The following is a 24,557-nucleotide window of genomic DNA, read 5'->3' as shown; positions in this document are numbered from 1 at the left end:
CATGAGGGTTTTTGCCAACTACGACACCTGCGTCGCCTCCGGAAACTGCGGCCGCATTGCCCCGGCTGTCTTTCGGAACCTGGCGGAACACGAGGGATTCGTCAGCCTGGTCACCGACCATCCCCCGGCAGCGGAGTGGCCGGCGGTCCGGCAGGCGCAGCAGTTGTGCCCCTCCGGCACGATCTTCCTCGACGAAACCACCCGGGCGGAAGGGGAACCGCGATGACCGAGCATCCCGGCCCGTTGCCGGATCCGCATCTCTCCGATGACGACATCATCATCGGCGGGGGGCGGGTCCCCGGGGCTGACCCGCCGAAACCCGCCACCCTCTGGTCCGACACCGTGGGGTGGGCCGCCACCCGCTCCGCCCAGATTCTGCTGATGGCCGCGGTCTTCGCCGGTACTGTCTGGCTCCTGGTGAAGGTCTCCGTCGTGGTCATAGCGGCACTGGTGGCCCTCATCCTCGCGGCCGCCGTATACCCGGTTGTCCGGTGGCTCAAAAGCAAGGGCTGGACCAGTCTGCTGGCCACGGCTGCGGCCTTCATCGGCATCCTCGCTCTGTTGGGCGGGATCATCACCGGCATCGTCTTCGCGGTCCGCAACGAATGGGACTCCCTCTCGTCCTCCGCGGTGGAGGGCTGGCGAGAACTGGAGAACTTCTTCCGGGCCAGCCCGCTGCCTTTCGATACGGCGGCAATCAACAATGCGATTCAGCAGGTCACTGAGGTGGCCACCAGCGGGGCCTTTGTCGGGAGCGCCCTGACCGGCATCACCGCGGCCACGGAGTTCATCGCCGGCGTGGTTCTCATGATCGTCATTCTGTTCTTCTTCCTCAAGGACGGGCCGAAGATGTGGAACTTCGCGCTGCGGTGGTTCCACGGCGAGACCCGGGCGCGTCTCGCGGAATCGGGGGACCGCACCATCCAGATCCTCGGCGGCTACGTCCGCGGCACAGCCATCATCGCCGCGGTTGACGCGGTGTTCATCGGTCTGGCTCTCGCCCTGCTCGGGGTGCCCCTGGCCCTGCCGCTGGCAGTCATCGTCTTCGTCGGCGCCTTCCTGCCGATCATCGGTGCCACCATCGCGGGCATCCTGGCCGCACTGGTGGCGTTGGTGACCAACGGCCTGGTGGTGGCCCTGATCGTCATCGCCGTGGTTGTGGTGGTCAACCAGATGGAGGGGGACCTGCTGCAGCCGGTGGTCATGGGGCGGACGCTGAGCCTGCATGCCATCGTCGTGCTGCTCGCCCTGTCGGTGGGCACCATCGTCGGCGGCATCTTCGGCGCGATCCTCGCCGTGCCGCTGACAGCGGTGGCCTGGTCGGTCATCCAGGTGTGGACCGACACCTACCAGGTCGGACACGACCCGGTGCTCGGCGAGGACCCGGTCAACCCGAAGGACTGGGTGGCGGCGAAATCGACCATGGCAGAGCGCTGGAAGTACCAGCAGATGCGCTACCAGGAACGCCTCAGCCGCACCCTGCACATCGCACGCGGCGGTGAAACCGCGGCGAAGGAGGGGAAAGCCGGGAGGAAGGCCCAGCCCCGAGCGGAGGAGTGAATCAGGCGGGGTTCTCCCCGTCCCGCGGCGGGTTCACCGGCCGTTTGTGGTCGAAGGTGTCCCGGTCACGCTGATCCTCCGGCTGGGGCTCGTCGGTCGGCTGCTGGGCCGGCCGGCCGTCGGAATCGGCGATCGGTTCGGGCTGCTGGTCTGGGTTTCTCGGATCAGTGTTCATGCCCCCGAGTCTAGTGACTTGAGTCACGAGGTCGCCACTGCGAAGAGATATGCGACGAGCATGCGCTTGATCTCGGTGACGATGGACTCGAAGGTCTCGTCGTCCCGCTCGAGGTCACGGATCGCGTAGTTGAGCAGGGAGGAGACCGTGTGGATGAGCAGACCCGCCAACTGCAGACGCTCCCCGGGACCCGAATCCGGGGACAGGGGCGCGACGACCGCGGAGATGATGTCGAGCATCTGCTTCTCCGTCGCCGCGGCGGTCGCACGGGTCGCGGGGGTGGACTGGACGGCGTGCCATACGGCGCGCCGGGAGGGGTCCTCACGCCACAGGCGTGCCAGGTGGTCGATGAACTCATCGAGGATGTCGGGCCACTGCGGGGTGGGCACCCGGCCGGAGAACTTCTGCAGCTCGGCGACTGTCTCGGCGGTGTCCACACGGTCGAGTTCGCAGATGAGGACGTATTTGTTGGCGAAGAACTGGTAGAGCGTGCCGATGGGCACCCCCGCGCGGCGGGCGACCTCGTCGAAGGTGAATGACTCGAATCCGACGTCGACAAGCACGCTGCGGGCGGCCGCGAGGATGCGGTCGAAGCGCTCGCGACTGCGTGCCTGAGCGGGCCGGCGACGGGGGAGGAGGATGCCGTCGTCAAGCTCTGACGCGGGGGTTTCCGTGGTCATCAGGCGTCGGTCAGCTCACGCAGAATACGGGCGACGTGGCCGGTTGCGCGGACGTTGTAGCGGGCGAGACCGATGGTGCCGTCCGGTTCGACGAGCAGGGTGGACCGGATGACGCCCTGGACGATCTTGCCGTAGTTCTTCTTCTCCCCGAAAGCCCCCCACCGCGTCATGACCTCCTTGTCCGGGTCGGACAGGAGGGTGAAGTTGAGGTCGTGGTCCGCCCGGAATTTGGCCAGCTTCTCCGGGGTGTCCGGGGAGATGCCGATGACCTTGACGTCCAGGTCATTGAGCTCGGCGAGGGAATCGCGGAAATCGCAGGCCTGCTTCGTGCAGCCGGGGGTGTTCGCGCGCGGATAGAAGTAGATAAGTACACGTTCGCCGGCGAAGTCCTTGAGGGACACGGACTGCCCGGTGTCGTCGGACAGGGTGAAATCAGGTGCGGTATCGCCTTCGGCAAGACGTGAGGAAACAGTCATGTCCTCCACCATACCGCCCTGCCCCCTCAGGTCGCGTTACACTACTCTGAGTAGGAAAAGACCTTCACTTCTTGAACCGGGAGACCCACGTGGCACGAGACATCAACGATATCCAGCGAGACATCGAGCGCACCCGTCGCCAGCTGGCCAGCACCCTCGACGAGCTGGCCACCCGCACCAAGCCGAAGAACCTGGTGGACGACGCGAAGCGCGAGGCCACCGCCAAGGTCCGCGACCCGCAGGTGCAGAAGGTGCTCGCCGGGGTCGGTGTCGCCGTGGTCGGCATCATCGCCTTCGCTGTCCTGCGTAACCGCAAGCGCAGCAACGAGCTGAAGGAGATCAAGCAGCTGCTGGCCGGCCGCGCCTGATCTGTCACCGGACAGCGGGGTGGGGGCAATGCCCCCACCCCGCTTTTCGACGTCCCCGTTCCCCGGCTGCTCAGCCCCGCGGGATGACGTAGTCGCTCAGGCGCGCTGCGCCCGGGGAGAGTTCCTTCCAGGCCGCGGGGATCTCCAGCACGGCGATGGCGCTGGTGGGGAATTTCACGTCCATGCTCTCCCAGCCGGGGTGGTCATCAGGCTCGGCCAGTCGGCGGCTGAGGTCCTCGACTCCGGGCCAGTGGCCGAGGAAGAGTGCGGTTCCGATGGACTCCGGCAGCTGTGCCAGCAGCGGCCAGAAGGAGGCCACCTCTGATTCGTACATCTCGTCGTGGAAGCTGATGCCACGGGCGGTCGCCCCGCCGGCCTTGGCCCGTTCCCAGCTCAATCGGGTGCGGGTGGCGGTGGAGCAGAGGACGTGGTCGATGGTGCCGATGTTCTTCGCCAGCCATTCGCCGGCGGCCAGGCCGTCGCGCTGGCCCCGTTTGTTCAGAGGACGTCGGTGGTCGGGGGAGGGGGTGGACCAGGAGGATTTGGAGTGCCGCATGACAAGAAGCCGATGGTGGGTAGGCATGGCCCCACCCTATCCAGCGCCCCGGGCCTCCGCTGGTGAATGCGGCTGACTACCGGGGGATCAGCTCAGCTGCGCACCCGATCCCACCAGCTCCTGCAGCGCAGCCTCGCCGCGCACCTCGTCCACGGGGGAACACATGTCGGTGAGCACGCGCACCTCGAAACCCTCCTCCAGTGCGTCGAGGGCGGTGGCCCGCACGCAGTGGTCGGTGGCGATCCCGACGACGTCAAGTTTCTCCACGCCGCGCTCCTTCAGCCACTCCGCCATGCCCACGCCCTCCGCCGCCCCCTCGAAACCGGAGTAGGCGGCGGTGTGCTCGCCTTTGCGGAAGTAGGCGTCGATGAGATCGGTGCGCACCTGCGGGTGCATGTCCGCGCCCTCGGTGCCGGCGACGCAGTGGACGGGCCAGGAATCGACGAAATCAGGTGTGTCCGAGAAGTGCCCGCCCGGGTCGACGTGCCAGTCCTGGGTGGCGATGATGTGCGCGTAGCGTCCACCGTGGCTGTCCTGGTACTCACCGATCAACTTCGCTACCTCGTGGCCGCGTTCGGTGGCCAGAGAGCCGCCGGGGCAGAAGTCGTTCTGGACATCGACGATGACGAGTGCGGTCTTCGGGGTGCTCATGTCCGCCAGCCTAGCGGGGGCCTGCGGTCGTCGTCACGCGCGGTGGGAATGATTGCGTCAGAAACTCAACGGTCGCGGGGGACGGGCCTCGGTAGGCTCGACGGCATGAAGACCCCCATCCCCGACTATCTCGCCACCATCCTCGACCAGGTGCGCGACCAGGACGGGGGCCGGATGGCCGACACCGTCGACGAACTCCGCGACGCCCCGCCGGAACGCCTCGCCCTCGCCCTGTGCACCGCCGACGGCCACATCTACGACGCCGGTGACGCAGGCGAGGAATACACCATCCAGTCCATCTCCAAACCCTTCGTCTATGCCTTGGCACTCCAGGAACTGGGTCCGGACGCCGTCGCCGACGTCGTGGGGGTGGAACCCTCCGGCGAGGCCTTCAACGAACTCTCCCTCGACGAGAACAACAACCGCCCGGTCAACCCCATGATCAACGCCGGGGCCATCGTGGTGAACCAGCTCATCAACGGCGCGGGCTCCGACGTGGACGAGCGGGTGGAGAAGATCCGGGATCTCTTCTCCCGCCTCGCCGGACGCGAGCTGGTCATCGACGAACAGCTGTGCCGGTCCGAGCTGGCCGGAGCCGACCGCAACCTCGCCATCGCGCACCTGCTGCGCAGCCACGGCATCATCCGCGATGACGCCCACTCGGCCGTCCTCAGTTACACGCGGCAGTGCTCCATCCTGGTGACCACCCGCGACCTGGCGGTCATGTCCGCCACGCTCGCCAGCGGCGGGGTGCAGCCCCTGACCGGTGAAAAGATCCTCCACCCCGAGGTCTGCCGGCTGACCATGGCGGTGATGAGTTCCGCCGGCATGTACGACGGCGCGGGCCGGTGGATGGCCGACGTGGGAATTCCCGCCAAATCCGGGGTCTCCGGCGGGCTGATCGGCGCCCTGCCCGGCCAGCTGGGCATCGCCACCCTCTCCCCGCGTCTGGACACCCAGGGCAACTCCTACCGCGGCGTCCGCATCTTCGGGAAACTCTCCCGGGACATGGGGCTGCACCTCATGTCCGCCGACCACCACGCCGTCCCCGGCGTCCGCTCCGTCACCCGCGACGGCGACTCCACCGTCATCCGCCTGCAGGGCACCATCAACTTCACCGCCGCTGAGAGCATCCTCCACGAACTGGCCAGCCATAACCTGGGTGGGGAGGAACTGGTCCTCGATGTCTCCCGCGTCACCTCCTTCAACCGCATGGGCCGCCGCATGGTCAAGGAGGGGTTGCGCAGGCTCCGGGAGAGCGGCTTCATCTGCGCCATCTACGACCCGGAGGATGTGGTGGGCGATCTGGAATTCGCCGACGGCACTTATGCCGATACCGTCAATGAGTTATAGGTGCCTGGCACTATGGTGAGAGAATAAGACAGTTTCTCAGGGAGGCGCACAGAATGCTCTCACACCGTGCAACGGCAGTCCTCATCGCGGGCCTCGCCCTCGGCGGCCTCGTCTCCTGCACCGGGGACCCGTCGCTTCTCGACGCCGCCGACCTCACCCCACTGCTTCTCACCGCGGAGGAGACCGGCATCCCCGGCACCGTCACCCGCACCCTGAATGAGGGCGAGAACGTGCCCACCCAACTCCCGCTGGCCATCCCCTCCCTCGACATCGGCCGACCCTGCGAGGACGCCGTGCACGCCGGCCTGGATGCCCGTTTCCTGCCCCACGCCTCCTCCAGTGCCGGCTACACCGTCGGCCAGGTTCACCTCGAACTCGGTCTCTTCTCCGTGGCCGAGGACCTCGACGTCCGAGCCATCTACGGGGACATTCTCACCGAATGCGCGGAACCCGTCCACGACCCGACCTATGACGTCACCTACTCCGTCCACCCCCTCGACTCGGAGTACCCCGGCATGCGCGTGCTCATCCACGACGGTGACGGCCGCATCCACGAGTCAATCGTCATCCAGGCGGAGGTGGGCAACCACTGGGTGCTCGCCGGCGCCCAACGCATGTCAGGGGAGGCGGTGGAGCAGATCGTCGCGGCCCAGATCGCCAAACTTGAGGACGGTCTCAACCGGGATCTGTGGCAGGAGCATTCCGCCACCAGGTGAGACGGTGGGGATTTCGGGTGAGCGCTGCTGATTTCAGCCTTTATTTTGCCACTCAACGAAAAATCCCCAGGTGGGAAGAAGTGTAAAACCTCTTCCCACCTGGGGTTATTGTGCGCCATCAGGGAATCGAACCCCGAACCCTCTGATTAAGAGTCAGATGCTCTACCAATTGAGCTAATGGCGCTGATATTTTTACCGTTCCACCCGTTGTTTCCCGGTCTGTCTCGGCGACGAACAAAAATATAACAGGTTTAGTTGCAGGTAGTAAAATCGGCTGGTCAGAGCATGTTTTTTCGCTATCTGTTGGACCCTATGTTGCATGGGCACTACTCTGAGGGCTGTTCATGGCAGTTTTCGTATGACGACGCAGGTCGGATCAAGAGGTTTTTCGTGAAGGTCAGCATCCCGTTATTCAGGCGGGGCAGTGCAGTGGTGGTTGTGGCGGCCCTGACAGCGGTAACGCTGGCCGGGTGCACGATCGACAGGACGTCGGTGAGTGAGAGCCGGGCCCAGGCGGTCGAGAGCACCGCACCTGCCCCGCTGGAGTTCTCGGTGGCCCAGGCCGCCGACGACATCAACCCCGCCGAGCCGGTGACCGTGACCTCCGCGGAGGGCCTGAAGCAGGTCACCATGACCAACGAGGACGGTAATATCGTCGAATCGGAGCTGTCCACGGATGGACGGCAGTGGTCGACGGCTGAGGTGCTGGGTTACGGCCGCACCTACACGGTGCAGGCCGAGGACCGGGCAGGCCAGGCGAAGACCCTGAGCTTCAGCACTGCGAACCCGGCCTCGACGACCGGTGTGGCCCTGTCTCCGCTGGATGGTTCGACGGTGGGGGTTGCGCAGACCATCGCCTTCCGTTTCGGCACCGCGGTGGAGGACCGTCATGCGGCGCAGGACGCCATCACCATCACCACCTCCCCGGAGGTCGATGGTGGTTTCTACTGGTTGAACAACTCGGAGCTGCGCTGGCGTCCGGCGGAGTACTGGACGCCCGGCACGGAGGTCTCCGTCGACGTGGCCCTCTACGGTGTTGATCTGGGCGGGGGAGTCTACGGCTCGAAGGACAACGCGGCGAGCTTCACCATCGGTGATGACGTGCGCACTGTCGTCGACGACGCCACCAAGACCATGACCGTCTACCGCAACGGTGAGGTGCTGCGTTCCATCCCGGTATCCCTGGGCCGGGACACTGCGGAGTGGGCCACCCCGAACGGCACCTACATCATCGGTGATGAGCACGCTTCCCTGCTGATGGATTCCGCCACCTTCGGTCTGGGTTATGACCAGGGTGGATACCGCACTGAGGTGGATTACGCGACGCAGATGTCCTATTCCGGGATCTACGTCCACGCGGCCCCGTGGTCGGCGGGGGATCAGGGCTACCGCAATGTCTCGCACGGCTGCATCAATGTCACCACCGAGGCGGCCCAGTGGTTCCAGAACACGGTCAAGCGGGGTGATCCGGTGGTGGTGCAGAATACCGTCGGCACGACGCTGTCCGGTTATGACGGCCTGGGCGACTGGAACATCCCGTGGGAGACCTGGGGCAAGGGCAACGTCAACGAGACCTCCGCCTGGTAGCTGGCCCTGGCATGGTGGGGGTATGCGCTTCTCCGTACTTGACCGTGCCAACCGGATCGCCGGACTGAGTGAATCTGAGGTTCTGCTGGGTGTGATAGACCATGCCCGGCAGGCGGAAGCGCTCGGTTTCCGGCGTTTTTTCGTTGCCGAGCACCATGCGGTGCCAGGTCTGCCCGGTTCGCAGCCGGGGATGCTGGCCACGGCGGTGGGGGCCGCGACAGACTCGATCCGCGTCGGCACGGCGGGCATCATGTTGCCGGTTCATCAGCCGTTGATCGTGGCGGAGCAGATCGCCACCCTGGAAGCCCTGTATCCGGGGCGGATCGACGCCGGAATCGGTTCTTCCGTGGGTTTCACCGCCCCGGTGCGGGCGGCTCTGCGGCAGAGGGATGTCGCGGAGTTGAAGAAGCGTTATCCCGATGACCTGCGGGAACTGCTCGGTTTCCTGAACGGCAGCGCTGCTGTCACGGCGCGTCCCTTCAATGATTCCGCCACCCCTGTCTTCGTGCTGGCGGGTTTCCGTTCCGCGCTGCTGGCCGCCGAACTGGGCCTCGGGGTCATTCTCGGTGGCCCCAACCAGGTTGATGCCGCGCAGCTCTACCGGAAGAATTTCCGCCCCGGGCTTATCGATGCCCCGCACGCCATCCTCTCCTGCAACGTCGCCGTCGCTGACACGGAGGCGGCGGCGCGTGACCTGCTCGTCCCCGAGGCCTGGGCGCAGGCGAAGGCCCGTACCACCGGTTCCTTCGAGGGGCTGGAGCCGTTGGCGGATTTGAACGAGTCGGCGCTGCGGTCCCAGGAACGTCGCCGCATCGAGGAAACCCTGCAGACCGACCTCTATGGCACGCCTGCCCAGGTGGCGGAGCGGGCCGGGGAGCTCCTGCGGGCCGCGGGGGCGGAGGAGATCCTCATCACCAGCGGGATGAGTGATCTGGCGGGTCGCGCCCGTTCCGAGGAGCTGCTCGCGGAGATGTCTGCCTAGATCACGGGGTCGGGGTGCCGCCGGTGACTCCGAGGGTCTCGCCCATGACGTAGGAGGCCTCGTCGGAGGCCAGGAACACGAAGGCGCCGGCCAGCTCCGCCGGCTGGCCCGCCCGGCCCAGCGGGGAGTGCTGGCCGAAGCCCTCGATCTTGTCCTGGGGCTGGCCGTGGCTGGGCTGCAGGGGCGTCCAGATCGGGCCGGGGGCGACGGCGTTGACGCGGATCCCCTCGCCGGCCAGCTGCTGGGCCAGGCCCTTGGCCAGGTTGTTCATGGCGGCCTTGGTCATGGCGTAGTCCAGCAGGGTGGAGGAGGGCTGGTAGGCCTGGATCGAGGAAGTGAAGATGATCGCCGAGCCGGGCTCCAGGTGCGGCAGGGCGGCCTTGGTCACCCGGAAGGAGCTGTAGATGTTGGATTTCATGGTGGCGTCGAAATCCTCGTCCGGAATGTTCTCGATACCGTCGTGCCAGATCTGGCGGGAGGCGTTGTTGACAAGGATGTCCAGACCGCCGAAGGCCTCGACGGTCTTCGCCACGATCTCCTCGCAATGGGCGAGTTCGCAGAGGTCACCGGGCAGGGCCAGTGCCTTCTGGCCGGCGGCCTCGATCGCGGCGATGATCTTCTCGGCGTCGGGTTCCTCCTCAGGAAGGTAGGCGATGGCCACATCCGCGCCTTCACGGGCGTAGGCGATGGCGACGGCGGCACCGATACCGGAGTCGCCGCCGGTGATCAGGGCGCGGCGGCCCCGGAGACGGCCGTGCCCTTCGTAGCTGTCCATACCCAGGTCGGCCTGCGGCTCGAGCTTGGCATCCAGTCCCGGGTGGGGCTGCGTCTGCTTCGGGGGATCGATCTTCGGGTGGAGGGTGCGGGGATCGTTCATGGCACTCACGGGGGACTCCTATAAGTCGTGGAATATGTGTGGCCCAGGTTACCTACCGGGGTGGGTGCGCGCCGCCCCCTTGCTACAGTGATGGGCACGTGACACGGGGTGCCGCCACCGAGCGGCTGAGATGACACCCGTCGAACCTGATCCAGTTAGCACTGGCGAAGGGAATGTCCACAGCTCCGGTGCATCCGGGGCGTCTGGGGTACCTTCGCCTTTTCCCGGAAAGGCGTCCACATGACCACCACTGCACCAACCATCCCCGAGCAGATCGTGCTCGTCACCGGCGGGGCCCGCGGCCTCGGCCGGGCCATCACGGAGGCTTTCCTCAGGGAGGGGGCCCGCGTCGTGATCAACTACCACTCGAGTGCTGCGGCGGCGGCCGCGATCGTCGATAAGCACCCCGGCCGGGCTCTCGCGATCCAGGCGGATGTCCGCGACCGCGCCCAGATGGACGCGCTTGTCGATACCGCCCGCGCAGCCTTCGACGCTCCCGTCACCACCGTGGTCAACAACGCGCTCATCGACTTCTCCTTCGACGGTGACGCCCGCCCCAAGGCCGACGAGATCACCTACGAGCGCTTCGAGACCCAGTTCTCCGGAGCGGTCCAGGGCACCCTGAACACTGTGCAGGCCGCCCTCCCCGGTTTCGAGGAGGCCGGTTCGGGACGCGTGATCACCATCGGGACCAACCTCTTCCAGTACCCGGTGGTCCCGTACCACGACTACACCGCCGCCAAGGCCGCGCTGCTCTCACTCACCCGCACCCTGGCTGCGGACCTCGGGCCCAAGAAGGTCACCGTGAACATGCTCTCCGGCGGACTGCTGCGCACCACCGACGCCAGCTCCGCCACCCCGAACGAGGTCTTCGACCTCATCGCAGCGTCCACCCCGCTGCAGTCGGTGACCACCCCGGAGGAATTCGCCGACGCCATCCTCTTCTTCGCCTCCCCCTGGGCACGCGCGGTCACCGGCCAGAACCTCGTCGTCGACGGCGGCCTGGTCAAGGACTAGAAACATGCACCTCAACCTCTTCGCCTTCGCCGCCGGCCACCACACCTCCGCCTGGCGCGCCCCGGACTCCGCCGCCGGACGACTCGGCGACATCAGCTACTGGGAGGAGCTTGCGCAGATCGCCGAGCGGGGACGCTTGGATGCGGTGTTCCTGGCCGACGGTCAGTCCGCCGACCTCGACGGCGTCGGCTCCGGGCCGCTGTGGTTCCTCGAACCGGTGACCACCCTGACCGCCCTGGCGCGCGCCACCGAACACATCGGCCTGGTCACCACCATCTCATCGACATTCTGGTCCCCCTTCCACGCCGCCCGCCAGCTCGCCAGCCTCGACCACATCTCTGGCGGGCGCGCCGGGATCAACGTGGTGACCTCGATGAACGACACCGAGGCCCGCAACCACGGCCTGCCCGCCCTCCCGCCGCACGCGGAACGCTACGCGCGTGCCGAGGAGTTCATCTCCGTGCTCAACCGCCTCTGGGATTCCTTCCCCGCCGAAGCGGTGCGCAACGACCCCGCGTTCGGCTGGGGCGACGCTTCGCTCCTCCGGTCGCTGGAGCACTCCGGTGAGTATTTCGTGGTCGCCGGGCCGCTGAACATCCCGGCCCCGCCGCAGGGGAGACCGGTCCTCTTCCAGGCGGGGGCCTCTGAACCCGGCCGCGACCTGGCGGCCAGATACGCCGAAGGCGTCTACGCCGTCGCCTGGGACCTTCAGATGGCCCGCGAGTACCGCCTCGACGTGCGCCGCCGGGCTGAACTGGCCGGCCGCGACCCTGATGAGCTCATCGTCATGCCCGGCCTGGTCACCTACGTCGGACGCACCGAGGAAGAGGCCCGGGAGAAGCAGCGTGCCCTCAACGAGCTGCTGCCCGTCGCGGACGCGCTGAAGGGACTGTCCTATTTCATCGCCCAGGACACCTCCGGCTGGGAACTCGATGCGCCGGTGCCGCAGCTGCCCACCCTTGAGGAGTTCACCGGGCCGAAGGGCCGCTACGCCACGATCCTGCGCATCATCGAATCGAAACAGCCCACCGTGCGGGAACTGCTCGGCTACCTCGCCGCGGGTGGTGGGCACGCCACCTTCGTGGGTACCCCGGAACAGATCGCCGACGAGATGGCCCGCTGGGTCGACGGTGGGGGAGCGGACGGATTCAATCTCATGCCGCCCTCCCTGCCCGCGGGTATCGAGGACTTCGTGGACCTGGTCATCCCCGTGCTCCAGGAACGTGGCCTGTTCCGCACGGAATACACGGCGACCACGCTGCGGGGGCACCTGGCGGAATAGGGGCGGGGGTCAGTCTGCGTGGCCCGGTTTCGACCGGACCTCGATGTGCGGGGCCGCGATCCGCGTGAAGCTGACCCGCATCCAGTCGATCCAGGTGCCGTCGGCTGCGCGGTACTGCCAGTGCGCACCCATCGCATCGGGTCCGTCGAAGCTCAGTACCGCCCGGGCCCCGCCGGCGTCGATAAGGTAGCGGCCCTCCATGTCGAAGTGACCGACGGAGGTCTCCACGGTGCCGGCGGCATCGAAGGAGACCTGGTCGATCGTGTCCACTGAACCCTCACGGGGCGTGAGAAACTCCATGGACTCCTTGCGGGCACCGAAGATTTCCACGTCCACCCGGTGCACCATGTGCTGCCCGCCGGGGAACCATTCGTAGATGTCGTGGCCGGACCAGGTGTCGCCATCCCCGTCGAGCATGCGTCCCTCGGTCCGCCACGTACCCACCAGCCGGTTCATTGCCTCGCGCAGACTGCTGTTGATCGCCATGACCACCACGAAACACCCCGGTGGTGGGGCGGTCAAGAGCTACCCGTCGACTGCGGCCTTCATGCAGCGCATGGCGGCCAACGTCTTCGGCACACCGATGTAGGGCATGAGGTGGACGATGCTCTCGCCGACCTCCTCCCGGCTCATCCCTGCGACCTCAATCGCGGTCCTGATGTGGCCGGTCAGCTGCGGCTCCACCCCACCCATGGCCGCCAGTGCGGCGATGTTGAGCAGCTGGCGCGTCTTCAGGTCGATGCCCTTGCGCTGGTAGGTCCCGCCGAAGACGGCGCCGACCACCCAGTCGGATGCACCCGGGGCGAATTCATCCAGCTGCTGCTTCCAGGTGGCCGCACCCTCGGGGCTCTGCGTCTCCTCGACGAACTCATTGCCCTTGTCCATGCTGAAAGTCATCGTGATTCTCCTTGACTGATCCGTGCCGGCCCGTGTGGCCCGGGCACAAAATCCCAGTATAGGAAGAAAAACAGCAGGCCCCGGACCATGAAAGTCCGGGGCCTGCCTCGTGGGGGTGGCTGACGGGGCTCGAACCCGCGACACCCAGGATCACAACCTGGTGCTCTACCAACTGAACTACAGCCACCATCGCTGCTTGATCGCAGCGGACTACAGATTAACCCATCCGGCGCAATTTACAAAAACTGCTGGTAGTGGGCCTGAACTGCGGTCGACTGTTCGGCTGCTGCAGGTGATTCCGGACCCGGGGTGGGGACGAAGACGGTGCGTCGGTAGTAGTCGAGCTCGCGGATGGACTCGATGATGTCGGCCAGCGCGCGGTGGGCCAGGCCCTTCTCCGGCTGGTTGAAATAGGCCTTGGGGAACCAGCGGCGGGCGAGCTCCTTGATGGAGGAGACGTCGACCATGCGGTAGTGCAGCGCGGCGTCGAGACGCGGCATCTGCTTGTGGATGAACGCCCGGTCCGTGGCGATCGAGTTGCCGGCCAGGGGAGCGGGATGCTCAGGCGAGCAGTGCTCGGCGATGAGCGCGAGGACAGCGTCCTCCGCCTCCGCCATGGTCACGGTCGACTGGCGGATCTGCTCGGTCAACCCGGAGGACTCGTGCATGTTGGTGACGAAGTCATCCATCTCCGCCAGTTCCTCCTCGGTGGCGTGGACGACCAGATCCACGCCCTCACCGAGGATATGGAGGTTTGCGTCGGTGACCAGCGCGGCGATCTCCACGATGACGTGGCGTTCGTAGTCCAGCCCGGTCATCTCCAGGTCAACCCACACCAGGCGGTCATTCTTCCGTGCGACGTTGTTCTCGATCACTTGCTAGTCACCCATCTTCGAATAGAACTTACCGATCACCGGCGCGAGCAGCCCCGTCGGTGCAATCTTGGACACGGCATTCATCGCCTTGCTCAGCGGACCCGGCACCACGCGACGCTGGTTCTTCGCCATCGCCTCAAGCGTCTCGCGGGAGCAGGACTCGTAGGTGGTCCACAGGAAATCAGGGACGACCTTATCGACGATCGACTTCTCCGCATCCGGAACCACCGCATCACGCACCGGACCCGGCGCCAGCAGCGTGCAGGTCACACCGGTGCCCTTCAGCTCGTAGTGCAGGGCCTCGGTGAAGGCGTTGACCCCCGCCTTGGTGAACACGTAGGTGGCGTTGTTCGGGATCGGCACGTTGCCCGCTGCGGAACCCACGTTGCAGATCGCCCCCGACTTCCGCTCCAGCATCCCGTCCAGCACCGCGCGCGTGAGCCGGAAGACGGCAGTGGCATTGAGGTTGAACTGGGCCATCTCATGGTCCCAGTCCTGCCTGACCAGCGGCCCGAACGTGGCGATGCCAGCCGAGTTGATCAGGATGGAGATCTCACGATCCGCCATGTGCGCGATGAGGCGGTCGACGTCCTCGTGCCTGCTCAGATCAGCCGCGAAGACCTCGACGTCCACACCATGCGCGGACTCAAGCTCCGCGGCGAAATCCCGGAGAACATTCTCGCGCCGGGCGACGATGATGAGATTGTGGCCCATCGACGCGAGATCACGCGCCATGGCCATGCCGATGCCCTGGCTGGCGCCCGTGACGAGCGCATGAGCCTGCGGGCTGGGGGAGGGAAGAGTCATGGGGTCAAGGCTAATCGACGTCGCTCTTTTTGTGTCGCGCGGGCAGGGGCTGGTGAAAATCGGCCAGGCCCTCCGTAGACTGTGAGTCGATCATTTCTGGCTCCCCATCCTCGTGGGGATGATCCGAATAATCGTCTGAGATGATCCTGCTCCCCGCAGTCAGCGGGGCTATCCAGTACCCTTGTTTAATCGAATTTATTTTCGGTTGGGCAGGGGTTCTGTGCTCTTCCTATAGGGATCTTCGCATTCGACAATCTGGCACGGGTGTCGACCGTGTGTACCCCCGCTGGGAAGATTTCCTACACAAGGAAAGAATGTCAGCTACCATCAGGTTGTGCTTAAGACGTTTATTGTTATAAATAAGAGCGGAACATGACGAAGCATCTCAATCTCTTCTGGGCGAAAACCTCTGACTACAGTGCCTCGGAGTATCTATCACTGCTGCAACACAGCCTTGATATCAGCGGGATCATCACGAATGTCTCTGATTCCCTTCTCGCTCCAGCCACCAGGAAGTTTCTCTCTGACATGATGGGGGAAGTACCGATGGACGTGGTGCTGAAGCTTGCGGCTTGCGCTCACGACATCGGAAAGGCGAGTCCGTTCTTCCAGCAGAAGAATCCGACGCTTTCCATGCGGGTCGCCGCAGCCGGATTCGACGGTGCGGTCACGCCGAACCAGATGTCCGCCAACCCGCATTCCATCATCAGCGCCCACACCCTGATTGCATGGTTGGGGCAGCGCACCGGGAACCGACTGGATCCGATAACCAAGGAGTTCTGGTTCGCTGTCATCGCTGGCCACCATGGAACCTTCAATCCTTTCAAGTCGCCCTCGGATGATCTTGCCCAGGAGATGCGCCGCTCGTCCCAGTGGCAGGAGGCTCGATTTGAGCTGCTGGATGTTCTGATCGGGGATGCCGGTCTCAGCGAGGAAGATATTCAACGCTGTGCCACGCTCTTCAATGATGCCGACGACAAGATCATTCCGAATGCCGTCGCGGCGCTGACCACTGGTGTCCTGATCGCTGCGGACTGGGTGGCCTCTTCGACGGAGAATTTCCCTCTCATCAGCGGACAGTATCAGGATCCTGGGGAGCGACTCGACAATGCCAGGGTTCGAATCAACCTCGGTGGGCGGTGGCAACCGTCTCCGGTGGACAGTGCTGAGTTCATCTCCCGTTTTGCCCTGCCGAAATCGGCGGCGTTGCGTAATGTGCAGCAGGCGGTCATCGAGGTGGGCAATGCGCAGACCAGACCGTCGTTCACCATCATTGAGAATGAGACCGGTTCGGGGAAGACAGAAGCGGCCCTGGCGCTGGCTGATATCACCGCATCGAAGTTCGGTTTCAACGGTCTGTTTTTCGCCCAGCCTACCCGCGTGACATCGGATGCCATCTTCAGCAGAGTGGCGCAGTGGCTGTCGCAGTCCGGTTCGCCGGAATCTGTGTCCACGGTGCTCGCCCACGGCAAGTCCGAGTTCAATGATGAGTTCCGGGAAGTGACGTCATCGGGTTTCTCGTCCATCCACGATGACGACGTGCCAGCCGATCAGACGCAACTGGAGGCCACCCAGTGGTTTCAGGGTCGGAAGACGGGACTGCTGGCCTCTGTGGTGGTAGGCACCATCGATCAGATCCTCTTCGCTACGCTCCAATCCCGTCACAACGTCCTGCGTCACCTGGGGTTGGCGGGAAAGGTCGTCATCATTGATGAGATCCATGCTGCCGATTCCTATATGCGTGTCTACACCACTTGCCTGCTTGAGTGGTTGGGGCTGTACGGGGTACCGGTGATCGCATTGTCTGCGACGCTGCCGCCAGCTATGCGCAAAGAGCTTCTCGACGCCTACTACAGTGGCGCTTCCGGCTATGACGGAACCGGCTCGAAACTGGATGATTCCCCCGTCTATCCTCGTATCACCTGGACTGACGGACACACCACCGAAACCATCGCGCCGGAACACGACGGTCTCAACCGCACCACCCACGTCATATTCTCAGAAGGCGACCTGCCAGAGATGGCGGCCAAAGCCCTCGATCTGTCTACTGACGGTGGTTGTATCGGAATCATCTGCTCCACCGTCAGCCGGGCCCAGGAGCTGTACTGTCTCATCTCTGCACAGGAGGATGCGACGGTGCTACTTCATGCGCGGTTCCTCACCTCGGACCGGGTTGATCTCGAAGGGTCGTTGGTCCACCAGCTTGGACGCCAGGCTGGCGATGCACGCCCAAAAAAGCTGATCGTGGTCTCAACCCAGATTATCGAGCAGGGCCTGGATCTGGATTTCGACGCCATGATCAGTGACATCGCCCCCACTGACCTGATTATTCAGCGCATCGGGCGGCTCCACCGTCACCCAGTGCTAAATGAACTCCGTCCTGAAACCTTGAAGAAGCCGACCTTGTCGATCTTCGGTGCCGGGATCCCGGACACCACAGGGCCGGCACCATCGATGCAGAAAGGCAGTGTCAGGGTCTACCGCAGCGCACCTCTCCTGCGGTCCCTGAGTGTTCTGGCAGACCATCTCCAGGAATCCTATGGGCGGATAACCACACCGGTGGACGTCGAGAAGCTCGTTTCTGTCAGCTACGACACTGAACGCGCTGCGCCAGCCGGGTGGGTGGAGCAGTGGGCGCAGGCGCACAGAAATGAAATGGACTTTGAAAAGAGTCAGATCAAACGCGCTGAGCTTGCCCGCATCCCGAAACCGGAATCAGAGGATCTGGCGGGGTGGAGCAGACAGCCGTCGATTGCCGATGAGCAGGCAGCTGCCGGACAGGTCCGCGACGCCGATGAGTCCTTCGAGGTCATCGTGGTACGCAATGTCAACGGCAGACTCTACGCACTACCTCACGTGCGGGAACTCGACGGTATGCCCGTCGACGGCACCATGGAACTCGACTATTCCGTTGCCAGAAACCTCGCGCGCTGTACCGTCCGGCTCCCGGGCTGGACGCTCAGCGACGATGACCTCGGGGATCTTGAGTCCGACGGGCAGGAGTCCTGGCAGCAATCCCGTTGGCTCAAAGGCATGCTGCCGCTGGTCCTGGACGAAACCTTATCGAGGGAGGTGGAGCGTTATGTATTCCGCTATGACGAACAGTTGGGCCTGCTGGTGGAAAGGAAGGAGAAGGAGTGAACCAAAGAACTATGACACAGACAGGAGGCGACCATGAGTGAACCAACGCAGGGATTCAATCTGCTTGATCAACCCTGGATCGAGATACTTACAGCCGACGGCTTGCCCGAGCTGGTCTCAATCACCGAGCTACTCAGCAATGCACAGAACTATCAGCGCATCGCTGCGCCCCTGGAGACAACGAATTTCGCGATTCTCCGCGTGCTGCTGGCCATCCTTTACCGTTCCTGGGACTCCCCGCAGTGGCAGCGACAGACTCGTGCATCCAAGCACTGGCAGAAGAAGTGGGATGCCGGGAGTGTCTATGACGACGAGGTTCAGGACTATCTGAACCGGATGCATGACCGTTTTGATCTCCGTCATCCAGAGCGACCATTCCTGCAGGTGGCTGATCTTCACACCTCAAAAAATGAGTGGAAGGCCCTGGACATTCTCATCCCGGATGCTGGTGGCGTCGGAGATCTTTTCACCATGCGCACAGAAATTGACTCGTTATCACCGGGTGCCGCCGCCAATTACCTCATCCATGCCAATGCCTATGACTTCTCCGGGATCAAATCCGGAGATGTCAGGGACCCGCGGGTTAAGGGTGGAAAGGGCTACCCGCTCGGCATCGGATGGGCCGGCTGGCTAGGGGGTACCGTGTTGGAGGGTGCCAACCTCCAGGAGACCCTGCTTCTCAACTACCGCCCGTGGCGGGAACAGGCTGGTTCGGAGTTCGACGTACCAGTGTGGGAGCTGGAGGAACCTCTGATGGCAGCGCCTCGAGCCGGATATGAGGTGAATGCTGAAAACGGTGCTGCCGGTCCGGTGGAACTGCTCACCTGGCCCCAGCGTCGGCTCCGCCTGCGCTGGGAGGACGACGTGGTTACCGGCGTGCTGGTCACCAACGGCGATGCGCTCGGGTACACCATCCAGGATGACACCGAAACCATGACCCCCTGGCGTTTCAGTGATCCGCAGACGACAAAGGCTAAGAGCATCCGCTACATGCCGTCGTCGGCGCAACCCGGCCGAGCGGTGTGGAGGTCTCTGCCGAATCTGCTACCCAACGCAGATTCAGTCAAAGCGAAGTCCAAGTATGCAGACGGAGCGCCAACCTCCAAGCCTGCACTGACTGTGGATTGGATCGGTTACCTGACAGCACTCGGGTATCTGGATCCACAACATCCGATCAAGATGCGGATGGTCTCCATGCTCTACGGGTCCCAGAGCTCTAGCTATGCCGACATCATCAGCGATTCCCTGCAGGTTTCGGCGCTGCTGATGTCTGAGGACGGGGAAGTACTGCGATCCATTGCACGGATGGCCATCAGGCGCACAGAGGACGTGGATTACGCTCTGCGGACCTTCAACAGCAACATCGCTTACGCAGTTTCCGGCGATGCCGCGAAGGACTCAGACGAGATCCAGAGTCGTTTCTACTTCGCGGTTGACCTTCCCTTCCGCGAGTGGCTTGCAGCGCTTTCACAATCTCCTGATCCTGACGCACTGCTTCAGGATTGGAACCAGCAGCTGCGCTCAAGCACCTTGGAGATCGCGGATCAGATCCTGTCCAGCCAACCGCCGAGCGTGTGGGCTGGACGAATCAAGGACTCCTCCCGTATCACCGGGCCGGTGGCGATTAACCGCCTGCGAGGTGCGCTCCACAAGATCCTCGGGCCGGCTGACTCTTCCATGAACACCAATGAAGAAAGGACTGATAATGACTGAGTTGCTCAGTGGTTCGCCTGAGCCCAAGACTGACCGTCAGGCGGTCAAAGCGCATGTGGCTTCCAAACTCCATGTACTCGGGGCCGGCGTCGCATCAGGAACATCCACGTCAAAGGCCCACCTCGCGCGTCTGCGTCGTGCGGTGAACGAATTTCCAGGCTCCGTTCCGGAGGTCTGGGGGATCACCCTGGGAGATCTTCCCTCCCGCCTCATCGGCAAGTCCGATGCCCCGAGTGCAGGCGAGACCGCAGTGCACAACGCACTCGCGCTCTTCGCCATCCAGCAGCAGGGTAAGAGCGAACTCATGCACCGACAGGGCCGAGGACTCGGATCCGCGGTCAGGCAGTACATCATGAGCAAGGATCCCCAGAAGGGATTCGATGAAGAATCCCCGATCCTTCGACGCTTCAATGCGCTGTCCACCTCGGATTCCGTCGATGAGCTGCTCTGGCATCTGCGCGGCCTGATCACCCAGCTTCGCGGTGAATCGGTTCACCTGGACTTCATGGAACTGGCTGCCAACATCCATGACTTCCACTACTACGACTCCCGCGACAAGGTTCGGCTGAACTGGGGCCGCCAGCTCTACACGGCACCCCGCAAGACCGAATCCGATGAAGTCCCACTCTCCTAAAATCTGAAAGGATCCCATCACCATGTCTACCTTCATCGATCTCCACCTCATCCAGCTCGTTCCGCCGTCCTGCATCAACCGTGACGACACCGGTTCCCCCAAGTCCGCGCTCTTCGGCGGCGTCGAGCGCCACCGTGTGTCCAGCCAAGCCTGGAAGCGCGCCGTCCGCAATGATTTCAAGGAGCTTCTCGACGTCTCTGAGCTCGGTGAGCGTACTCTCCAGGCGGTCAAACGCGTCGGAGAAAAGATCCGCGAGCTCCGCGAAGACCTTGATGTTCCGGCCTCCGAAGCCGCCGCTGAGGACATCCTCAAGGTCGCCGGTATCACCATGGAAAAAAAGAAGAAGAATGAGGAGGATCCGGCTAAAACCGGCTACCTGCTCTTCCTTTCCCGTGCAGAAATTGATCAGCTGGCGCAGCTGGCACTTGATCAGCTTGACGGTGCAAAGCCGACCAAGAAGCAGGCGCGCGCAGCCCTGCAAGGCAACGCCGCCATTGACGTCGCCCTGTTCGGTCGCATGCTTGCTGACGCCCCAGAAGCCAATGTGGACGCTTCCTGCCAGGTCGAGCACGCGCTGTCCGTGCACAAGGCCACCCGAGAGTTCGACTACTACACTGCCGTCGATGACAATGCTTCCGAGGACAACGCCGGTGCCGGAATGATCGGCACCCAGGAATTCGTATCCTCGGCGCTCTACCGGTATGCGACCATCAACGTCGATAAGCTCGTCTCCAACGTCGGGGATGCAGAAGCTGCGGCACGCGCCGTGGAAGCATTCACGCGTGCCTTCGTCACCTCGATGCCCACCGGAAAGCAGAATACTTTTGCCAACCGTACCCGCCCCGATTTCCTCCTGGTCGAGGTCCGTGAAGATCAGCCGGTGAGCCTGGTCAATGCATTTGAGGAACCGGTCCGCAACGAAGGCAACGCGGTGCCACTTGCAGCGGTGGAACTAGCGAGGTACGCCGTCGACGGCGATGCACAGTATGGAACCAAGCCGGTGGCCTCCTTCGGTATGTTCACCCAGGCCGCTGACTCTGAGGCCCTGCAGGCGGTACTCGTCGAGCGCACTGAGAAGCTCGGTTTCGAAGAGATCATCACCCGTGCCGGAGAAGCCGTCCGCGCATCCTCACAGGAGGACTAATGCCTACTCTGGTCATGAGATTGTCAGGCCCTTTGCAATCGTGGGGTGTTGACAGCAGATTCGTCAACCGATCAACAGCTTCATCGCCGACTAAGAGCGGTGTGATCGGCCTTCTCGCCGCGGCCCAGGGGCGTCCCCGCGAGGAATCCGTGGCTGACCTGGTTCAGCTTCGCTTCGGTGTACGTACTGATCAGGTGGGTAGTGTACTGAGGGATTTCCAGACGGAGATCGACTGGCGAACAGGCAAGGCCAAGCCACTGACCAACCGCTACTACCTGCAGGATTATCGATTCATCGTAGGTATAGAGGGAGCGCTTGACGTGCTTGAAGGACTGGAGCAGGCACTCCACACACCTGTCTTCCCGCTCTACCTCGGGCGACGAAGCTGTCCTCCCGGTGAAAGAATCTCACTGGGCATCGTGGACACCGATCTGGAGGCTACTTTGCATTCTCAGGGATGGATCGCAGCCGACTGGTACCGAAAGAAAATCTCTACCCAGGTTCATCTCCCGATCAGTCGTGACCTCCTGGATGGGGAATTGGCCGATGAGCTTCTGCGAGACCAGCCACAGAGCTTTGATCCGAAGGAGCGTAGTTACGGATTGAGGGCAGTCAGACACGATTGGGTGACCATCGAGAATTCGCTCGGTAGGAAGCCCCAGGAACATGATCCTTTTGAACTGCTGGGAGGTGTGTAGATGTATCTGTCAAGAATGTATCTGAACAATCAACGGAGACAGACCCGTGCACTGTTGGCAAACCCGCAGATGATGCATGCTGCGGTGCTATCGTCATTTCCTCCGGATTCTTCTGCGCAGACCGAGGAAGGACGAGTGCTGTGGAGAATCGACCGGACCCGTGAAGAGACCGCTCTTTATGTGGTCAGTCCTTCTATCCCGTCCTTTGAGCATCTGCAGGAACAATCCGGGTGGGCACAGGAACCTTCGTGGCAGACCAGTGATTACTCACAGATGCTCAACCGCATCACCAAGGGGCAGCGCTATGCCTTCCGGCTGACCGCAAACCCGGTGCACACCGTGACAGAAGAAGGAAAGAAGCGACGCGTCGCTCATATCACCGCGGAACACCAGCTCCGCTGGCTGATTGAGCGGCAGGAGCAGCTGGGAGCTCGGATTGCAGATGATGCGGGGGAACCAACAGCTTCCGTGAACCGCTCAACTCGGATGGTGTTCAACCGGAACGGCCGACGCGTCACTATCCAGCAGGTGACCTTCGATGGAGTACTTGAAGTCACCGCCGCTGATTCCCTTCGCTTGGTTCTCACTTCTGGGCTCGGAAAAGCTCGTGGATACGGCTGTGGCCTGCTGACCCTCGCACCATTGAAAATAACATCATGAACACAGGAATGCCCCCGTCGAAACCCCAACAACTGCACCGTGCCGACAACCGGGTCAGCTTCCTCTACCTGGAACACTGCACTCTGGGCAGAGACGGGGGTGCGCTTACCGCGACAGATGAACAAGGCGTTGTCCATGTGCCGGTTGCCGCACTGAGCGTGCTGTTTCTGGGTCCCGGCACCCGACTCACCCACCAGGCGGTCTCCGTCGTCGCCGATTCTGGCTGTTCGCTGGTGTGGGTCGGGGAAGAGGGGGTTCGCTATTATGCCCACGGCCGCTCCATCGCCCGCTCTGACAAACTCCTGGTTAAACAGGCTGAAAAGGTAAGTAACAGGAAATCTCGTATGTCGGTTGCGCGAGCGATGTATGCCATGCGTTTTCCAGGGGAAGATACTGCTGGCCTGAACATGCAGCAGCTCCGCGGTAAAGAAGGCGCGAGAGTCAGACGGATTTATCGTGAGAGCTCTGAAAAATACAAAGTCGATTGGCATCGACGGATTTATGATCCAAATGACTTTTTTGCCAGCGACCCCATCAATCAGGCATTATCTGCTGCTCACACCTGCCTCTATGGACTATGCCACTCCGTGATCGCAGCTCTCGGCTGCAGCCCAGGGTTGGGTTTCATCCATACCGGTCACGATCGCGCCTTCGTTTACGATATTGCCGACCTCTACAAAGCCGAAACATCCATTCCCCTGGCTTTCCAGGTCGTAGCTGATCTCAACAAAACCGGTCGCGCTGAGATTTCCGATGTCGCTTCGATTACCCGCCGTGCAATGCGCGACGAATTTAGGCAGCTCCGGCTAGTAGAGCGTGTTGCAGAAGACCTGAAGACGCTGCTTATCGATGATGACGCTTCCCCCACCGAGGATTTCTGGGCTGACATCATCCAATTGTGGGACGGCGGTGATCGCCAAGTCGCTGGCGGCACCAACTACGAGCAATCTGATGAGCAAGGAGAGTTCACTTCGGAATGATCACCATCGTGCTCTCCTCTCCGCCCGCCAAGCTGAGTGGCCATCTGACCAGATGGTTAATGGAGATAAACCCCGGGGTCTACGTGGGCAAACCCAGTGCTCGAGTACGTGATGAGCTATGGACTCTGATAATCAGCACACTCACCAACGGGCGGGCGATCATGACCTACCCTACCCGCTCCAACGAGCAGGGTTTCGAAGTCCGGGTTCATCGCAGCCAATGGGAGCCAACCGACTTCGAAGGGATTACTCTCATGCGCCATCCGATCACCACCGCCAAGGGTTCCATGAAAGCCGGCTGGTCACAGGCGTCCCGACAGCGAGTCACACGTCGACGCCGAACAAAGTGATGTAAAATTCCGCATGGACCAACTATTTTCCCTGGTTAATTAGTGTTCTCCCCGCGCAGGCGGGGATGGTCCCGAGTGGCAGAAGACCACCCGCTACCAGGACTTGTTCTCCCCGCGCAGGCGGGGATGGTCCGGTCTCGGATGTGCTCTCCCCGCTGACCTCCCGGTTCTCCCCGCGCAGGCGGGGATGGTCCGGCAAGTCCGTCCAGATGGTCGTGCAGGACCAGGTTCTCCCCGCGCAGGCGGGGATGGTCCCGGTCGCCAGGGCAGCGTCGTTGTCGTCCTCCAGTTCTCCCCGCGCAGGCGGGGATGGTCCCGCTGCCTGTAGCCGTTCGATATGCTCGGCCTGGTTCTCCCCGCGCAGGCGGGGATGGTCCG

The 24,557-nt window shown here is 63.2% G+C and carries 27 protein-coding genes, 2 tRNA genes, 1 CRISPR repeat array and 1 riboswitch (1 of these 31 cut by a window edge); of the genes, 17 read left to right on the top strand and 12 right to left on the bottom strand.

What is annotated here, in order from left to right; all coding sequences use genetic code 11:
• Position 1: 1 nt before the first annotated feature.
• Both EAH68_RS08475 and EAH68_RS08470 read left to right on the top strand, forming a co-directional pair.
• Complete coding sequence (locus tag EAH68_RS08475; protein ID WP_126120892.1) at positions 2-226, top strand: ferredoxin; 225 nt, start codon at positions 2-4, stop codon at positions 224-226.
• Positions 223-1,560: an AI-2E family transporter gene (locus EAH68_RS08470; protein WP_126120891.1), complete on the top strand. Its 1,338-nt coding sequence runs from the start codon at positions 223-225 to the stop codon at positions 1,558-1,560. The genes EAH68_RS08475 and EAH68_RS08470 overlap by 4 nt, the downstream gene beginning before the upstream one ends.
• A 1-nt stretch (position 1,561) precedes the next feature.
• Here the strand turns inward: EAH68_RS08470 and EAH68_RS14740 are convergent, their stop codons facing one another.
• Genes EAH68_RS14740 through bcp form a run of 3 tightly spaced genes read right to left on the bottom strand, consistent with a single transcriptional unit; the run spans position 1,562 to position 2,891 of the window.
• The gene (locus tag EAH68_RS14740) at positions 1,562-1,735 is read right to left on the bottom strand and encodes a hypothetical protein (RefSeq protein ID WP_164546444.1); all 174 of its coding nucleotides are present in this window, start codon (positions 1,733-1,735) and stop codon (positions 1,562-1,564) included.
• Positions 1,736-1,758: 23 nt separating this feature from the next.
• Positions 1,759-2,415, bottom strand: a complete 657-nt coding sequence (locus EAH68_RS08465; protein WP_126120890.1) for a TetR/AcrR family transcriptional regulator — start codon at positions 2,413-2,415, stop codon at positions 1,759-1,761.
• Positions 2,415-2,891, bottom strand: coding sequence for a thioredoxin-dependent thiol peroxidase (gene bcp, locus EAH68_RS08460; RefSeq protein ID WP_126120889.1), 477 nt, complete (start codon positions 2,889-2,891; stop codon positions 2,415-2,417). Before bcp ends, EAH68_RS08465 begins: the two co-directional genes overlap by 1 nt.
• A gap of 89 nt (positions 2,892-2,980) precedes the next feature.
• Between bcp and EAH68_RS08455 the strand changes: the two genes are divergently transcribed.
• Complete coding sequence (locus tag EAH68_RS08455; RefSeq protein ID WP_126120888.1) at positions 2,981-3,259, top strand: DUF3618 domain-containing protein; 279 nt, start codon at positions 2,981-2,983, stop codon at positions 3,257-3,259.
• A 70-nt stretch (positions 3,260-3,329) separates the two neighbouring features.
• Here EAH68_RS08455 and EAH68_RS08450 read toward each other — a convergent pair whose 3' ends face one another.
• On the bottom strand, positions 3,330-3,842 hold the full coding sequence (locus tag EAH68_RS08450) for a SixA phosphatase family protein (RefSeq protein WP_126120887.1): 513 nt from the start codon (positions 3,840-3,842) through the stop codon (positions 3,330-3,332).
• 60 nt (positions 3,843-3,902) lie between these two features.
• Positions 3,903-4,466: a nicotinamidase gene (locus EAH68_RS08445; protein WP_126120886.1), complete on the bottom strand. Its 564-nt coding sequence runs from the start codon at positions 4,464-4,466 to the stop codon at positions 3,903-3,905.
• A 105-nt stretch (positions 4,467-4,571) separates the two neighbouring features.
• On the opposite strand from EAH68_RS08445, the gene EAH68_RS08440 reads away from it, so the two are divergent.
• Positions 4,572-5,819: a glutaminase gene (locus EAH68_RS08440; RefSeq protein WP_126120885.1), complete on the top strand. Its 1,248-nt coding sequence runs from the start codon at positions 4,572-4,574 to the stop codon at positions 5,817-5,819.
• A 53-nt stretch (positions 5,820-5,872) separates the two neighbouring features.
• Positions 5,873-6,535, top strand: a complete 663-nt coding sequence (locus EAH68_RS08435; protein ID WP_126120884.1) for a hypothetical protein — start codon at positions 5,873-5,875, stop codon at positions 6,533-6,535.
• Between the two features lie 111 nt (positions 6,536-6,646).
• Here EAH68_RS08435 and EAH68_RS08430 read toward each other — a convergent pair.
• Positions 6,647-6,719, bottom strand: a tRNA-Lys gene (locus tag EAH68_RS08430).
• A 254-nt stretch (positions 6,720-6,973) separates the two neighbouring features.
• On the opposite strand from EAH68_RS08430, the gene EAH68_RS08425 reads away from it, so the two are divergent.
• Together EAH68_RS08425 and EAH68_RS08420 are read left to right on the top strand one after the other, a co-directional pair.
• The gene (locus tag EAH68_RS08425; protein WP_241228368.1) at positions 6,974-8,122 is read left to right on the top strand and encodes a L,D-transpeptidase; all 1,149 of its coding nucleotides are present in this window, start codon (positions 6,974-6,976) and stop codon (positions 8,120-8,122) included.
• A 22-nt stretch (positions 8,123-8,144) separates the two neighbouring features.
• Positions 8,145-9,104: an MsnO8 family LLM class oxidoreductase gene (locus EAH68_RS08420; RefSeq protein ID WP_126120882.1), complete on the top strand. Its 960-nt coding sequence runs from the start codon at positions 8,145-8,147 to the stop codon at positions 9,102-9,104.
• A 1-nt stretch (position 9,105) separates the two neighbouring features.
• Here EAH68_RS08420 and EAH68_RS08415 read toward each other — a convergent pair whose 3' ends face one another.
• Positions 9,106-9,981, bottom strand: a complete 876-nt coding sequence (locus EAH68_RS08415) for an SDR family oxidoreductase (RefSeq protein WP_126120934.1) — start codon at positions 9,979-9,981, stop codon at positions 9,106-9,108.
• 94 nt (positions 9,982-10,075) lie between these two features.
• Positions 10,076-10,172, top strand: a riboswitch (TPP riboswitch).
• A gap of 49 nt (positions 10,173-10,221) precedes the next feature.
• Between EAH68_RS08415 and EAH68_RS08410 the strand changes: the two genes are divergently transcribed.
• Together EAH68_RS08410 and EAH68_RS08405 are read left to right on the top strand one after the other, a co-directional pair.
• Entirely contained in the window at positions 10,222-10,998 is a 777-nt protein-coding gene (locus tag EAH68_RS08410; RefSeq protein WP_126120881.1) for a 3-oxoacyl-ACP reductase, read from the top strand.
• Positions 10,999-11,002: 4 nt separating this feature from the next.
• Positions 11,003-12,280, top strand: coding sequence for an LLM class flavin-dependent oxidoreductase (locus EAH68_RS08405; protein ID WP_126120880.1), 1,278 nt, complete (start codon positions 11,003-11,005; stop codon positions 12,278-12,280).
• A 9-nt stretch (positions 12,281-12,289) separates the two neighbouring features.
• Here the strand turns inward: EAH68_RS08405 and EAH68_RS08400 are convergent, their stop codons facing one another.
• The 5 genes from EAH68_RS08400 to cmrA form a co-directional block, all read right to left on the bottom strand.
• Entirely contained in the window at positions 12,290-12,766 is a 477-nt protein-coding gene (locus tag EAH68_RS08400; protein ID WP_126120879.1) for a hypothetical protein, read from the bottom strand.
• A gap of 39 nt (positions 12,767-12,805) precedes the next feature.
• A complete protein-coding gene (locus EAH68_RS08395) occupies positions 12,806-13,177 on the bottom strand; it encodes a carboxymuconolactone decarboxylase family protein (RefSeq protein ID WP_126120878.1) in 372 nt (123 codons plus the stop codon).
• Positions 13,178-13,291: 114 nt separating this feature from the next.
• Positions 13,292-13,364, bottom strand: a tRNA-His gene (locus EAH68_RS08390).
• Between the two features lie 49 nt (positions 13,365-13,413).
• The gene (gene orn / locus EAH68_RS08385; protein ID WP_277600467.1) at positions 13,414-14,052 is read right to left on the bottom strand and encodes an oligoribonuclease; all 639 of its coding nucleotides are present in this window, start codon (positions 14,050-14,052) and stop codon (positions 13,414-13,416) included.
• Between the two features lie 3 nt (positions 14,053-14,055).
• On the bottom strand, positions 14,056-14,859 hold the full coding sequence (gene cmrA, locus EAH68_RS08380) for a mycolate reductase (protein WP_126120877.1): 804 nt from the start codon (positions 14,857-14,859) through the stop codon (positions 14,056-14,058).
• Positions 14,860-15,231: 372 nt separating this feature from the next.
• Between cmrA and cas3 the strand changes: the two genes are divergently transcribed.
• Genes cas3 through cas2e form a run of 8 tightly spaced genes read left to right on the top strand, consistent with a single transcriptional unit; the run spans position 15,232 to position 24,179 of the window.
• On the top strand, positions 15,232-18,000 hold the full coding sequence (cas3, locus tag EAH68_RS08375) for a CRISPR-associated helicase Cas3' (protein ID WP_126120876.1): 2,769 nt from the start codon (positions 15,232-15,234) through the stop codon (positions 17,998-18,000).
• 33 nt (positions 18,001-18,033) lie between these two features.
• Complete coding sequence (casA, locus tag EAH68_RS08370; RefSeq protein WP_126120875.1) at positions 18,034-19,713, top strand: type I-E CRISPR-associated protein Cse1/CasA; 1,680 nt, start codon at positions 18,034-18,036, stop codon at positions 19,711-19,713.
• Positions 19,688-20,347, top strand: a complete 660-nt coding sequence (gene casB / locus EAH68_RS08365; RefSeq protein WP_126120874.1) for a type I-E CRISPR-associated protein Cse2/CasB — start codon at positions 19,688-19,690, stop codon at positions 20,345-20,347. The genes casA and casB overlap by 26 nt, the downstream gene beginning before the upstream one ends.
• Positions 20,348-20,369: 22 nt before the next feature.
• Complete coding sequence (gene cas7e / locus EAH68_RS08360) at positions 20,370-21,491, top strand: type I-E CRISPR-associated protein Cas7/Cse4/CasC (protein WP_126120873.1); 1,122 nt, start codon at positions 20,370-20,372, stop codon at positions 21,489-21,491.
• Positions 21,491-22,189 carry a type I-E CRISPR-associated protein Cas5/CasD gene (cas5e, locus tag EAH68_RS08355; RefSeq protein ID WP_126120872.1) on the top strand — a complete coding sequence of 233 codons (699 nt, stop codon included), beginning with the start codon at positions 21,491-21,493 and terminating at the stop codon, positions 22,187-22,189. Before cas7e ends, cas5e begins: the two co-directional genes overlap by 1 nt.
• On the top strand, positions 22,190-22,849 hold the full coding sequence (cas6e, locus tag EAH68_RS08350) for a type I-E CRISPR-associated protein Cas6/Cse3/CasE (RefSeq protein WP_126120871.1): 660 nt from the start codon (positions 22,190-22,192) through the stop codon (positions 22,847-22,849).
• The gene (cas1e, locus tag EAH68_RS08345; protein WP_206436385.1) at positions 22,846-23,829 is read left to right on the top strand and encodes a type I-E CRISPR-associated endonuclease Cas1e; all 984 of its coding nucleotides are present in this window, start codon (positions 22,846-22,848) and stop codon (positions 23,827-23,829) included. Before cas6e ends, cas1e begins: the two co-directional genes overlap by 4 nt.
• Positions 23,826-24,179: a type I-E CRISPR-associated endoribonuclease Cas2e gene (gene cas2e / locus EAH68_RS08340; RefSeq protein WP_126120869.1), complete on the top strand. Its 354-nt coding sequence runs from the start codon at positions 23,826-23,828 to the stop codon at positions 24,177-24,179. Before cas1e ends, cas2e begins: the two co-directional genes overlap by 4 nt.
• Before the next feature lie 44 nt (positions 24,180-24,223).
• Positions 24,224-24,557: a CRISPR direct-repeat array (repeat unit 28 nt; unit sequence GTTCTCCCCGCGCAGGCGGGGATGGTCC) (it continues 2,867 nt past the right edge of the window).

It is taken from the genome of Corynebacterium hylobatis (assembly GCF_003955685.1).
Taxonomy (GTDB): Bacteria; Actinomycetota; Actinomycetes; order Mycobacteriales; family Mycobacteriaceae; genus Corynebacterium; species Corynebacterium hylobatis.
This window is presented reverse-complemented; position numbering and strand designations above follow the sequence as displayed.